This window comes from Comamonas composti DSM 21721, from assembly GCF_000429845.1.
Classification (GTDB): domain Bacteria; phylum Pseudomonadota; class Gammaproteobacteria; order Burkholderiales; family Burkholderiaceae_C; genus Comamonas; species Comamonas composti.
Genome location: NZ_KE386971.1, coordinates 101,094 through 113,547, shown reverse-complemented (window position 1 = coordinate 113,547; position 12,454 = coordinate 101,094). Strand labels below are relative to the sequence as shown.

The 12,454-nt window shown below is 61.5% G+C and carries 14 protein-coding genes and 1 tRNA gene; 6 read left to right on the top strand and 9 right to left on the bottom strand.

Translation table 11 applies throughout. The annotated features are described in order from the left end of the window. Window positions 1-214 precede the first annotated feature (214 nt). Both G486_RS0117485 and G486_RS0117480 read right to left on the bottom strand, forming a co-directional pair. Window positions 215-892, bottom strand: a complete 678-nt coding sequence (locus tag G486_RS0117485; protein WP_407059809.1) for an LrgB family protein — start codon at window positions 890-892, stop codon at window positions 215-217. 50 nt (window positions 893-942) lie between these two features. After that, a complete protein-coding gene (locus G486_RS0117480) occupies window positions 943-1,338 on the bottom strand; it encodes a CidA/LrgA family protein (RefSeq protein WP_027016683.1) in 396 nt (131 codons plus the stop codon). A gap of 188 nt (window positions 1,339-1,526) precedes the next feature. Between G486_RS0117480 and G486_RS0117475 the strand changes: the two genes are divergently transcribed. Continuing rightward, window positions 1,527-1,748, top strand: coding sequence for a hypothetical protein (locus tag G486_RS0117475; protein WP_027016682.1), 222 nt, complete (start codon window positions 1,527-1,529; stop codon window positions 1,746-1,748). A gap of 574 nt (window positions 1,749-2,322) precedes the next feature. Here the strand turns inward: G486_RS0117475 and G486_RS0117470 are convergent. Beyond that, window positions 2,323-2,407: transfer RNA gene (locus G486_RS0117470), tRNA-Leu, on the bottom strand. A gap of 40 nt (window positions 2,408-2,447) precedes the next feature. Here G486_RS0117470 and cysM point away from each other — a divergent pair. The 3 genes from cysM (at window position 2,448) to G486_RS0117455 (ending at window position 4,343) form a co-directional block, all read left to right on the top strand. Then, a complete protein-coding gene (gene cysM, locus G486_RS0117465; RefSeq protein ID WP_027016681.1) occupies window positions 2,448-3,353 on the top strand; it encodes a cysteine synthase CysM in 906 nt (301 codons plus the stop codon). A gap of 195 nt (window positions 3,354-3,548) precedes the next feature. Further along, window positions 3,549-4,109, top strand: coding sequence for an NUDIX domain-containing protein (locus G486_RS0117460; RefSeq protein WP_027016680.1), 561 nt, complete (start codon window positions 3,549-3,551; stop codon window positions 4,107-4,109). A 6-nt stretch (window positions 4,110-4,115) separates the two neighbouring features. Next, the gene (locus G486_RS0117455; protein WP_027016679.1) at window positions 4,116-4,343 is read left to right on the top strand and encodes a sulfurtransferase TusA family protein; all 228 of its coding nucleotides are present in this window, start codon (window positions 4,116-4,118) and stop codon (window positions 4,341-4,343) included. A gap of 84 nt (window positions 4,344-4,427) precedes the next feature. On the opposite strand, the gene galU is transcribed toward G486_RS0117455, so the two are convergent. The 3 genes from galU to G486_RS0117440 form a co-directional block, all read right to left on the bottom strand. Further along, window positions 4,428-5,315: a UTP--glucose-1-phosphate uridylyltransferase GalU gene (gene galU / locus G486_RS0117450; RefSeq protein ID WP_027016678.1), complete on the bottom strand. Its 888-nt coding sequence runs from the start codon at window positions 5,313-5,315 to the stop codon at window positions 4,428-4,430. 81 nt (window positions 5,316-5,396) lie between these two features. Beyond that, window positions 5,397-8,309 carry a valine--tRNA ligase gene (locus G486_RS0117445; protein WP_027016677.1) on the bottom strand — a complete coding sequence of 971 codons (2,913 nt, stop codon included), beginning with the start codon at window positions 8,307-8,309 and terminating at the stop codon, window positions 5,397-5,399. Window positions 8,310-8,478: 169 nt separating this feature from the next. Further along, window positions 8,479-9,099, bottom strand: a complete 621-nt coding sequence (locus G486_RS0117440) for a VOC family protein (protein WP_027016676.1) — start codon at window positions 9,097-9,099, stop codon at window positions 8,479-8,481. Window positions 9,100-9,260: 161 nt separating this feature from the next. On the opposite strand from G486_RS0117440, the gene G486_RS0117435 reads away from it, so the two are divergent. Beyond that, window positions 9,261-9,509: a DUF1272 domain-containing protein gene (locus G486_RS0117435; RefSeq protein WP_027016675.1), complete on the top strand. Its 249-nt coding sequence runs from the start codon at window positions 9,261-9,263 to the stop codon at window positions 9,507-9,509. 415 nt (window positions 9,510-9,924) lie between these two features. Further along, window positions 9,925-10,263 carry a DUF805 domain-containing protein gene (locus G486_RS0117430; RefSeq protein ID WP_027016674.1) on the top strand — a complete coding sequence of 113 codons (339 nt, stop codon included), beginning with the start codon at window positions 9,925-9,927 and terminating at the stop codon, window positions 10,261-10,263. Between the two features lie 225 nt (window positions 10,264-10,488). Here G486_RS0117430 and G486_RS0117425 read toward each other — a convergent pair whose 3' ends face one another. The 3 genes from G486_RS0117425 to G486_RS0117415 all read right to left on the bottom strand — a co-directional run bounded on the left by G486_RS0117425 (window position 10,489) and on the right by G486_RS0117415 (window position 12,329). Continuing rightward, window positions 10,489-11,064 carry a YceI family protein gene (locus tag G486_RS0117425; RefSeq protein WP_027016673.1) on the bottom strand — a complete coding sequence of 192 codons (576 nt, stop codon included), beginning with the start codon at window positions 11,062-11,064 and terminating at the stop codon, window positions 10,489-10,491. Window positions 11,065-11,136: 72 nt separating this feature from the next. Then, the gene (locus G486_RS0117420) at window positions 11,137-11,697 is read right to left on the bottom strand and encodes a YceI family protein (protein WP_027016672.1); all 561 of its coding nucleotides are present in this window, start codon (window positions 11,695-11,697) and stop codon (window positions 11,137-11,139) included. A gap of 44 nt (window positions 11,698-11,741) precedes the next feature. Next, window positions 11,742-12,329, bottom strand: a complete 588-nt coding sequence (locus G486_RS0117415) for a cytochrome b (RefSeq protein WP_245587364.1) — start codon at window positions 12,327-12,329, stop codon at window positions 11,742-11,744. Between the last annotated feature and the right edge of the window lie 125 nt (window positions 12,330-12,454).

Here is a 12,454-nt window from a genome sequence, read left to right as displayed (position 1 = left end):
GGCTGACGATGGCTGGTCAGAGTGGGCCAGAAAAGACGAGAGAGCGCCGGGTCACCCTTCACAACGCCCAGGCAGCGCTTCAGGTGCGGCGTCTCGTCCGTAGACTGTGACCATCTACGGCAAGTGCGATCAAGAAAGTATGAAGCGCTGTCCGGCACCTCAAAATGATTCGCCCAACAAGTTGAAGACTTGGCAAGAGCAAAAGCAGATCTACCTACAGTAAAGCTATCAGCAGTGGCATGAGCACGGCCGTGGCTACGGCATTGAGGCCCATGGCCAGGGCAGCGAAGGCGCCCATGGCAGGGTGAACCTGCAAGGCGCGGGCCGTACCGATGGCATGGGCCGTCAGCCCCAATGCAAAGCCCTGCACGGCAGGGTCCTGGCTGCGCACCAGGCGCATCAGCAGCGGGGCCATCATGGCGCCGGTAATGCCTGTGATGGCGACGGCCACGGCGGCCAGCGAAGCAGGGGCGCCATAGCGCTTGGCCATGGGCAGGGCAATCGGAATCGTGGCCGACTTGGGGGCCAGGGCCATGAGGCTTGCATGTGATCCGCCCAGGACCCAACCTATGAGCAGAGCCGAGAGCAAGGCCGTGATGCAGCCTATGAGCAAGGCTGCGCCCACGGGCCGCCACAAGGTGCGTATGCGCTGGCGCTGGGCGTACAGGGGTATGGCCAGCGCCACGGTGGCCGGGCCAATGAGCAGCCCCAGCGGGGACACGCCGTGGCGGTAGCTTTCATACGGGGTGCCCGTGAGGTGCAGCAGGCTCACGACGACCACCACGGCCGTGAAAACGGGAATCAGCAGCGGATGGCTGCCGCTTCGGCGGTACAAGGCCATGGCTGCCAGATAGATCACCAGGGTCAGTACCAGCCAGGGCAGGTGGGCCATGGCCGGTGAGGCGTTCAAGGTGCTCCAGAGTGAGCTTGAAAAAATGCTGCTCATGTCCTGCGCTGCGCCTGTGCGGGCTTGCCGACGTCGTCAGTGCCCGGGTGGGTGGGCATGCGCGCAAGAAAAAAGCGAAAACTCAGAGCTGTGGCCAGAAAGGTGATGGCCGCGCCGGCCACGCAGGCGATCACGAACGGCAGCCATTCGCGCGCCAGATGTTCGAACTCCAGCATCACGCCTGCAATCACGGGGATGAAGAGCAGCATCATGTTCTGCAGCAGCGCGCTGGCCGTGCGCTCCAGCGCCTGAGGCAGATGGCCACGCAGCAAGAGTGCGCCCAAAAGCGCAAGCGTGCCGACCAGGGCGCCCGGCAGGGGCAGGCCGCTGAGCCGGGCAATGACTTCGCCCAGCAGTTGAAAGGCAAACAAGGCGGTAATGGCGTAGAGCATGGGTCAGGTTGGGACTTGCAGAAGTGTCGAGGGGAGAGGATGTTTGTAAGTTATTGTGTTCAATGTTTTTGTTCATTGCACAGAGCGCGGGAATACGCGGACTGCCGGTTGCGTGAGCGCCTATGGATGGCTATGTTGGCGCTATGTCCGATCCCTGTATCGCACATATGGCTTTGAAAGGAGCTGCAATGCAAAACCATGTCCCAACCTATCACGCCCCTGTGTACGAGCCCACGGTGGATGAGCTGGCGGTGCTCAAGCACCTGGAGCTGGGCCAGCCTGTGTCCCTCGAAAGCGCTGCACGCGAGCACTTGTCCAGGCGTTTGCTGGAGCGTGGGCTGGTCGAGGTCGATATAGAGCGCTGCTGGAGCATTACCGAGGCGGGCCGGGCCGTCATCAGGCGGCAATAGCGATACTGGAGAATTCGCGGGTTTACCCTTGAGTTTTCCCTGCCTGATTTAAAGGCAGCTTACCTGGCGCCAAGTGCATGCAAGCACTTGGCGCCACATTGCACAAGATGGGCACTAATTTTCCACAGAGTTATCCAGTGCTGCTGTGGAGAAGCTACAGGCTGTTCAGTACGGCTTTTCGAGCCGCTCCAAAGCGCGTATGACAAGAGCGTACCGCCTGTAACGCGCGGTACAGGATCTAGTGCCAGTCTTGCCGGCAAGGGTTTTTCAGAGAGAGGACAGCGGCTTGCAAGCGCCGTGCATGCGCTGACGGACCTGCAGGCACTCTCTTCGGGCTGGATGTGGGGTCGGGCTTGGCGCAGGGGGCGAATCGGGCCGCAATGCCTGGACGGAAAAAGTTATGCACAGCTTGTGAAAGTCGCGCGCACAACAATGTCCAAGCCCGGGAAGACCGATGGCTTGCTGGATGAGATGGCTGATGGGGCCTTGCCAGATGAGTGGCGGGCGCCTGCCGAAGGCAGGGCAAAAGAAGAGCCGAAAAAGCCATGGTGACTTTTTCGGCTGCTTGGGTCTCTGGTGCCCGGGGCCGGAATCGAACCGGCACGCCTTGCGGCGGGGGATTTTGAGTCCCCTGCGTCTACCAATTTCACCACCCGGGCTCGCTTAGCGAAGATGCGAATTATGGCACAGTATGAGTCTATGAAAAACTATCCGACCATCGAAGATGCCATCGGCCGCACGCCTCTGGTGGCCCTGCAGCGCATAGGGGCGCAGGCCCGGCTCGACAAGGGAAATGTGGTTCTGGGCAAGCTCGAGGGAAACAATCCTGCTGGCTCGGTCAAGGACAGGCCGGCCCTGTCCATGATCCAGCGGGCCGAGGAGCGTGGCGAGATCAAGCCGGGTGATACGCTGATCGAGGCGACTTCGGGCAACACCGGCATTGCGCTGGCCATGGCCGCAGCCATCAAGGGCTATCGCATGGTGCTCATCATGCCCGAGGATTTGTCCATAGAGCGGGCCCAGACCATGAAGGCCTATGGCGCGGAGCTGGTGCTCACGCCCAAGAGCGGCGGCATGGAATATGCCCGCGATCTGGCCGACCAGATGGTGACCCAGGGCAAGGGCGTGGTGCTCGATCAGTTCGCGAATGCCGACAACCCGCGCATCCACTACGAGACCACGGGTCCTGAGTTGTGGGAGCAGACCGGTGGCGAGATCACGCACTTTGTGAGCGCCATGGGAACGACGGGCACGATCACGGGTGTGGCCCGGTTTCTCAAGGAAAAGAATCCGGCGATACGCATCGTCGGCGCCCAGCCAGCGGAGGGTGCGCGCATACCGGGCATCCGCAAGTGGCCGCAGGAGTACCTGCCCAAGATCTATGACGCATCCCTGGTCGATGAGCTGGTGCTCGTGACCCAGGATGATGCCGAGGACTATGCACGCCGCCTCGCGCGCGAGGAGGGCATTTTTGCGGGCATCTCGGCCGCAGGAGCCTGCTGGGTGGCCCAGCAGATTGCCGAGCGCGAGCGCAACGCAACCATCGTGTTCGTGGTCTGCGACCGGGGCGACCGATACCTGTCCACGGGCGTTTTTCCGGCGTGAGATGGGCTGCCCTCTGAGTCGCTTTCGGTGCGTGGCGGCCCTTCCTCGGTGTTTCTAACCTGGGGGCGCCGGTTTTATCCGCTGTGCCGGGGGCATTGCGCGTCGTCACCCAGGGTCGCGGTTCTCATCAAGGCAGACCACGATTGATGAAGATACGCTGGAAGCCATCAAGAAAAAGAGCAAGGAGACATAGCCATGCGATATGAGGTTCGTTATTGCAGCCATTGTGCGACCGAGCTGCAATGGCTCAGCCAGGTCGAGGACAGCGGCGATGTGACGCGGCTGCGCTGCCCGGTCTGCGGTTTTACGCACTGGAACAATCCCACGCCCGTGCTTGCAGCGATCGTCGAGATCGACGGCAAGGTGCTGCTGGCGCGCAATGCGGCCTGGCCCGAGACCATGTTCGCGCTGATCACGGGCTTCATGGAGGCTGGCGAGTCGCCGCAGCAGGGCGTGGCGCGCGAGGTCAAGGAGGAGACGAATCTCGATGTGCAGTCCTGCACGCTCGTGGGCGCCTACGAGTTCCTGCGCATGAACCAGGTCATCATTGCCTACCATGTGCAGGCCACGGGCCAGGTCAGGCTCTCGCCCGAGCTGCTCGACTATCGCATGTATGATTTGGACCAGCTCAGGTGCTGGCCTGCGGGAACGGGTTATGCGCTGGCCGACTGGCTCAGGAGCCGAGGGCACGAACCCGTGTTCTTTACCGAGGAAGAGAACGCCGCGCGCCGCGCGGGCGTGGTGCTCAAGAGTTGAATAGCTATGGACGTTGACAAGGAAATCGATACGCGCGGCCTGAACTGTCCGCTGCCCATTCTCAAGGCCAAGAAGGCGCTGGCCGAGCTGCAAAGCGGCCAGCTGCTCAAGGTCGTGGCCACGGACACGGGCTCGCTGCGCGACTTCCAGGCCTTTGCCAAGCAAACCGGCAATGAGCTGGTCGAGCAGCAGACCCTGGGGGCCGAATTCATCCACATCTTGCGTCGCCGCTGAGGCGCTGCAAAAATATGAGCTGCTAGCGCAAGAAAGGCCTGGATTTCCAGGCCTTTTCTATTTGAAACCCATAAGGGACAAGCGCTACAAGCTCAGATTTTTGAGGTATTCACGGAACGGGGCGCCGACTTCGGCGTGCTGCAGGGCCAGCTCCACCGTGGCTTGCAGAAAGCCTTCCTTGCTGCCGCAGTCATAGCGCTTACCCTGGTATTGGTAGGCGTAGATGGCTTCGCTGGCCATCAGGCGCTCGATGGCATCGGTGAGCTGTATCTCTCCGCCCACGCCCTTGGGCTGCTTGCGGATCTCGTCGAAGATCGCGGGCGTGAGCACATAGCGGCCGGCCACGCCCATGCGCGAGGGAGCGGCTTCCGGCGCAGGCTTTTCCACGATCTGCTCTATGCGCATCAGCGAGGCGCCTGCAGGCTCGCCCTTGACGATGCCGTAGCGCTTGGTGTGCTCCAGCGGTACCTCCTGCACGGCCAGCAGGGAGCGGCCCTGCTTCTGGAAGGCTGCCGTCATCTGCGCCATCACGCCCGGGCCGCCGTTGTCGCCCCGCATCAGGTCGTCGGCCAGGATGACCGCAAACGGCTCGTTGCCCACCAGCGGTTCGGCGCACAGTACCGCATGGCCCAGGCCCAGCGAGCGCGGCTGGCGCACGAACAGGCAGTTCATGTCGGCCGGGCTGATGCTGCGCACCAGCTCCAGCATGGCCTGCTTGCCTGCGTTCTCCAGCTCGTTCTCCAGCTCGTAGGCGGTGTCGAAATGATCCTCGATGGCGCGCTTGCTGCGGCCGGTGACAAACACCATGTCGCGTATGCCGGCCTCATAGGCTTCTTCCACGGCGTACTGGATCAGCGGCTTGTCCACCACGGGAAGCATTTCCTTGGGCGAGGCCTTGGTGGCCGGCAAAAAGCGTGTGCCAAGTCCGGCCACGGGAAACACGGCCTTGCGAACGCGCGTCTGGTTGCTCATCTGCATACCTTTTTGGGATACATGGAAAAAAGGCACGGGATCCCGTGCCCTTACAGGTCAAAGCTTTTATTTTACAAAGATTTACTTTAGCCGCTGCAGCTGTTCCTGGATGCGGGCCAGCGTGACGCCGAAGTCGGCCACGCGCTTTTGCTCCTGCTCGATCACGGCAGGCGGAGCCTTGGCCACAAAGGCCTCGTTGCCGAGCTTGGCCTGGGCCTTCTTGATCTCGGTTTCCAGGCGCAGGGCTTCCTTGGACAGGCGGGCCTTTTCGGCCACCACATCGACTTCCACGAACAGGGCCAGGCGCGCATCGCCGAGCACGGCCACGGGCGCGGCCTGTGCGGCCTGGCTCCAGGCGGCCTCGTCGTCGAACACCTTGACCTCGCTGAGCTTGGCCAGGTTCTGCAGCACGGCGGCATTCGCACGCAGAAACTGGGCATCGGCTGCGTTGCCTGCCACGGCCAGCAGCGGCAGACGCTGGGCCGGGGAGACGCCCATCTCGCCGCGCAGCGTGCGGCAGGTGTCGACCATCTGCTTGATGCGGCCCACGTAGGCGATGGCGGCTTCGTCGATCTTTTCGGGGCGGGCCTCGGGATAGACGGCGACGGCAACCGACTCGCCCTGCAGCCCGGCCACGGGCGCGACCTTTTGCCACAGCTCCTCGGTCACGAACGGGATGATGGGGTGGGCCAGGCGCAGGATGGCTTCCAGCGTGCGGATCAGCGTGCGGCGCGTGGCGCGTTGCTCGGCTTCATTGCCGGTCTGGATCTGCACCTTGGCGATTTCCAGATACCAGTCGCAGAACTCGTTCCAGACAAAGTCGTAAATCGTGTTGGCCACGTTGTCCAGGCGGAACTCGGCAAAGCCCTTGGCGACTTCGGCCGAGACTTTTTCGAGTTGCGAGGCAATCCAGCGGTCAGCCTGGCTGAAGTGCATGTAGTTCTCGAACTCGCCGCCGGCCTGGCACTGCTCCCTGGTGTGCGGCAGCAGGCCGCAGTCCTGGCCCTCGCAGTTCATGAGCACGAAGCGGCTGGCGTTCCAGAGCTTGTTGCAGAAGTTGCGATAGCCCTCGCAGCGCTTGCTGTCGAAGTTGATGGAGCGGCCCAGCGAGGCCAGGGCTGCAAAGGTGAAGCGCAGCGCATCGGCGCCGTAGGCGGGAATGCCTTCGGGGAATTCCTTTTGCGTGTTCTTGCGCACCTGGGGGGCGGTCTCTGGCTTGCGCAGGCCTTGGGTGCGCTTGTCCAGCAGGGGCTCCAGGGCGATGCCATCAATCAAGTCCACCGGGTCCAGCACATTGCCTTCGGACTTGCTCATCTTCTTGCCCTGGGCGTCGCGCACCAGGCCATGCATATAGACATGGGTGAAGGGCACGCGGCCGGTGAAGTGGGTGGTCATCATGATCATCCGGGCGACCCAGAAGAAGATGATGTCGTAACCCGTGACCAGCACCGAAGAAGGCAGGTAGAGGTTGTAGTTGTCGTCCGCCGCATCGGTCTGGTGAGGCCAGCCCATGGTGGAGAAGGGCACCATGGCCGAGGAGTACCAGGTGTCCAGCACGTCGGGGTCGCGGGTCAGCGTCTTGCCGGGGGCTTGTGCCTGGGCTTCGGCCTCGTTCTTGGCCACGTAAACCTTGCCGTCTTCGTCATACCAGGCGGGAATCTGGTGGCCCCACCACAGCTGGCGCGAGATGCACCAGTCCTGGATGTTGTTCATCCACTGGTTGTAGGTGTTGACCCAGTTCTCGGGCACAAACTTCACGGCGCCGGAGTCCACAGCATCGATGGCTTTTTGGGCGATGGACTTGCCCGTGGCGTCGCCCGTGCCGGGCTTGGCCACCTGGTTCATGGCGATAAACCACTGGTCCGTCAGCATGGGCTCGATCACCTGACCGGTGCGGTCGCAGATGGGCACCATCAGCTTGTGCTTCTTGGTTTCCACCAGCAGGCCGGCTTCTTCCAGATCGGCCACGATGGCCTTGCGCGCCACAAAGCGGTCCATGCCGCGGTATTTCTCGGGCGCCTCGTCGTTGATCTTGGCGGTCAGCGTCAGCACGCAAATCATGGGCAGCTTGTGGCGCTGGCCGACCTGGTAGTCGTTGTTGTCGTGCGCGGGCGTGACCTTGACCACGCCGGTGCCGAACGCACGGTCCACATAGTCATCGGCAATGATGGGGATCTCGCGGCCCACCAGCGGCAGGGTCACGGTCTGGCCGATCAGGTGCTGGTAGCGCTCGTCTTCAGGGTGGACCATCACGGCCACGTCGCCCAGCATGGTTTCGGGGCGGGTGGTGGCCACCACCAACTGGCCTTCACCGCTGGTGAGCGGGTAGGCGATATGCCACAGCGAGCCGTCTTTTTCCTGGTTTTCCACTTCCAGGTCGGACACGGCGGACTGCAGCACCGGGTCCCAGTTCACCAGGCGCTTGCCGCGGTAGATCAGGCCTTGCTCATACAGCTTCACAAAGGTGTCGGTCACCACCTGGGACAGATTGGGGTCCATGGTGAAGTACTCGCGGCTCCAGTCCACGGTATCGCCCATGCGGCGCATCTGCGTGGTGATGGTGTTGCCGGACTGCTCCTTCCACTCCCAGACTTTTTGGGCGAAGGCGTCACGGCCCAGGTCGTAGCGGCTCACGCCCTGGGTTTGCAGCTGGCGCTCGACCACGATTTGCGTGGCAATGCCGGCATGGTCGGTGCCGGGAATCCAGGCCGTGTTGAAGCCCTTCATGCGGTGGTAGCGCGTGAGGGAGTCCATGATGGTCTGGTTGAAGGCATGGCCCATGTGCAGCGTGCCGGTCACATTGGGCGGCGGCAGCTGGATGGCGAAGTTCTGGCCTGCAGCCACGGCTTCGGCGCCGGGTTGGCCCGTGCCACGGTAGCCGGCATTGCCGTAGCCGCGCTTTTCCCATTCCGGGCCCCATTGGGCTTCTATGGCGGCGGGTTCAAACGATTTGGAAAGGCTGTTGAGGCCCGGCTGTGCAATGGAGTCGCTCATGGCTTGTGGCGTCGTGGGACAAATGAAAACGGCATCCGGTCAAGGGATGCCGTCTTGCATGTATTAACGAATAAATGACGGATTGCCACCGATTTTAGCCACCCTGTCCCTGTCTCGCGCGCAGCGGCCCTGATGCACACAGGCTCAGGTGGGACGAGTGACGGGCCAGTCAGTCCGGCACGAACTCGGGTCTGTCATTGCTCTGGGGCTTGAGTGGGGTGCTGCTTCTGCCCTCGGTGCGCTCCTGGCGCCACTGCTGTTTGCGTGCCGTCCACTCGGCCAGGCGTGCATGGGCGGTCTGGCTCTCGCGCGCCATCTGCACCTCGTCGGCCAGTTGGGCCGACAGCTCCAGGCGTATGCCGTTGGGGTCGAAGAAATAAATGCTCTTGAAGATGTGGTGGTCGGTCACGCCCAGCACCTCCACGCCATGGGCTTGCAGGCGGGCCTTGGTGTTCTCCAGCTCCTGCACCGTGTCCACGCGGAACGCGATGTGGTTGATCCACAGCGGGGTGTTGGGCGAGGGCAGGGCCTTCTCGTCGTCGCCTATGTCGAAGAAGGCGATGAAGCTGCCGTCGCGCAGACGAAAGAAGAAATGGGTGTAGGGGCAGTACTCGCCCGTGGAAGGCACGTAGTCGCTCTGGATGATGTGGTAGAGCGGCAGGCCCAGTATGTCCTCGTAGAAGTGCCGCGTTTCCTCGGCATCGCGCGCCTTGTAGGCGTAGTGGTGCAACTGCTGCACGGCCGCAGGCGGCGGGAGCGTGGACAGGTCGGGACGGGCGGTGGCATTCATCGGTGTCTCCTTGGCTGGCGTGCTAATTCTACTATTCATAATAAATTAACCTAAATGAAACTTGGTCGTGCGACTAGGGATATGCCCGAGGCCTGGTGGACAGGGCCGGTCCACGCGGGCGAACTGCTAGGCTGTGGCTTTCTTCTACCGGAGGGGCGTCCATGCTGGAACTGAGACCGAACTGCGAGTGCTGCGACAAGGACCTGCCTGCTGCGTCGGCCGAGGCGCGCATCTGCAGTTTCGAATGCACCTTCTGCGCGGACTGCGCAGAGACCGTGCTCCAGGGCATCTGCCCGAACTGCGGCGGCGAACTGGTGGCCCGGCCCCGGCGCCCCGATGGCAAACTGGCGAAGTTCCCGGCATCGGTGCAAAGGGTGCGCAAGGCGCAGGGTTGCGCCAGCCCCGGGTGATGGGCCCTTGGCGGGGCCGGTCCTTCAGGGCAAGGGAGGCTGGCCGACTGCGTGCCAGGGCACGGCGCACGCGAAGTGGACATGCCGCTGCCGGCCTGGCGCTCTTTGAGTGCAAGTGTTCGATTGGGAGCCATCCACGCGAGAAGAGCTTGCGCGGCGCGATCTGCATCGGTTTGAGGGGGCGTTTGTAAATTTTTTGAAATATTCAAGCCAGGGCATGAAATCGTTATACAGAGGCTTCTGGCTTATGTCTTTTCGGGCATTGAAATAGCAATGAAGAATGTTAGTAATTCTCCATGCCGGATCTGATGCCTATATTTGACATTCTGTCTGTTCCTGATTTGAAGAGAGATCAAGTATCATGCCGCTTTATTTTTCTGCTGAATAATAGAGATCAAACTTCGAGAGGGAATATATGAAACATTATCTTAATGCCTTGAAGAATTACGCAAACTTCAAGGGAAGGGCGAGGCGCAAGGAATACTGGATGTTCCAGCTGATAAGCATGCTGGTGATGATGGTAATCGCTTATGGCGTTTATTTCTTTATGGGGGAATTTGAAGCCATCATCGCCATGGTGGCCTATTTTGTATTGACTCTTGTCCCTCAGCTGGCAATAACCGTGCGTCGTGCGCATGATGTGAATCATAACGGCTGGTGGATTTTGGCTCCTGTTTATGGCGCGATTTTGGTGTATTTTATTGGTGGAACAAAAGGCAGCAATAAATATGGAGATGATCCCAAAAGTATTTGAGAAAGAATTTCCGGGGTTTTTGGGGTAAATGGGTTCCAGAAGAATAAAGAGGAATCCCTGAAGATTGCCGCAGAGCGGCCCGGCCCTGGTGATCAGGCAGGCTCTGGCCTGCCTCTCAAGCCTGCGGTTCGCAAGCGCCGATGGATGCAGGCACGCTGAGCATGCAAAAAAGCCCTGGCCTTTTCAAAAGGCCAGGGCTTTTTTGGGCGTTGAGGGTGTGCTGTCTTACTGTTTCACGGCCTCGATGCTCATCACGAGTCGGACCTGCTTGGGAAAGCCATAGTCCAGGCCATAGTTCACGCCAAAGGCGCTGCGGTCGATCACGGCCTCGAAGTCGCCGCCGCAGGTCTCGCGCTTTTGCAGCATGGGATTGGGGTAGCAGGTGAACTTGTTGGCCTTGATGGTCACGGGCTGGGTCTTGTCGAGGATGGTCAGCTGGCCTGTGACTTCCTTGAGCTTGTCACCGTCGAACACGAACTTGTCGGAGACGAACCTGGCCTGGGGGAACTTGGCGGTGTTGAAGATGTCGGCGCTCTTGAGGTGCTTGTCGAAGGTGGCTGTGCCCGAGTTCAGCGAGTCCATCTCGAGAACCACCTCGACCTTGCCGGTCTTGGCTGCCCTGTCGAACTCCACGCTGCCGCTCTTCTTGTCGAAGCGCACGCGGTTGGTCGAGGCGCCCATGTGGTCGATCTCGAAGGTCACGAAGGTATGCGTGGGGTCCAGGGCATAGCTTGCGGGAGCAGCCTGGGCGGCGGTGGCGAACAGGCCGGCAACGGCCAGGGCAAACACGGAAATGCGCATGAAAAAACTCCTTGATGGGATTGCACAAAAAATGGAAGCCGCCAGTGCGAATGGCGCTATTGAATCAGAGGATCACTTGACCCCGGTCATCGTGAGCTTGAACTGCACCTGCACCTCATCGGCGACCATCGAGGTGTCGGACCAGTCGCCGTCACCGATCTTGAATTGCAGGCGCTTGAGAGGCAGCGTGCCCGTGGCCGTGGTTGTCGCAGCGGCCTGGGTCAACTGGACCGGCAGTGCAATGCTCTGGCTCTGGCCCTTGATGGTGAGCTTGCCTTCGACCTGGTATTTGCCGTTGCCCAGGGCCTTGACGCTGGTGGAGTCAAAGCTGGCCTGGGGGAATTTGGCCACGTTGAACCAGTCTGCCTTGGGCAGTTCGGCATCGGTCTCCTTGGAGCCCATGGTGGCGCTGCCCGTGTCCACGGTGAAGCGGATCTTGCTGGCCTCGGGCTTGGCGGTGTCGAACTGGATCTGGGCGTCGAACTTCTTGAAATGACCTTGCAGGGGCACGCCCATTTGCTTGGCGGTAAAGCTCACCGAGCTTTGGGCAGGGACCAGTTGCTGTGCGGCAAAAGCGCTCTGGCTGGCCAGCAAGGCCAGGGCCAGGCCGCCCAGGGTCGAGGAAAAACGCATGGCGAACTCCTTGTGAAATGAACAGGGGAAAAGAAGAGGCGGGTTCAGCCGCGTCCGGGCAGCATGCGCGAGATCAGGCCGTCGCGATCCAGAAACTGGTGCTTGAGCGCGGCTCCCACATGCACGGCGATGAGTGCGGTCAAAGCCCAGGCGCTGGCCCCGTGCCAGGGCTTGATGGCTTCGGCGAGCTCGGCGCTGGGGCTGACAAAGTCGGGCAGGGGAATCTGTCCCAGAAAGACGATGGGAAAACCTGCTGCCGAGCTGTAGGCCCAGCCCAGCAGGGGGACGGCAAAGAACAGCAGATACATTGCATGCTGGGTGGCGTGATGGGCCAGGCGCTGCCATGCAGGCATGGCCTCGGAGATTTTTGCAGGCAGCGGCGGAGGCTTGTGTCCCAGGCGCCACAGCAGGCGCAGCAGGCTCAGCGCGAGCAGGCTCACACCCAGCCACTTGTGCCAGTTGTAGAGCTTGAGGCGGGCAGGCGAGAACGGCAGGCCGGTCATGTACCAGCCAAGGCCGATCGCCGACAGCAGGCCGATGGCCAGCAGCCAGTGGGCGGCCATGGCCGTGCCTGTGTAGCGCCGGGCCGGGCTGGCAGCGGCCATGTGGGCGGAAACATGGGTTGAGGACATGAATGCAAAACTCTTGAATTCAGAACAGGTCTGAGGTGATAAGAACGTGTTTACGATCTCTACGCTGCCGCGTTGGAGCGCAATCGGGATGAGTTCGAGTCGATGGGCCGCAGCTTGCACCGAGG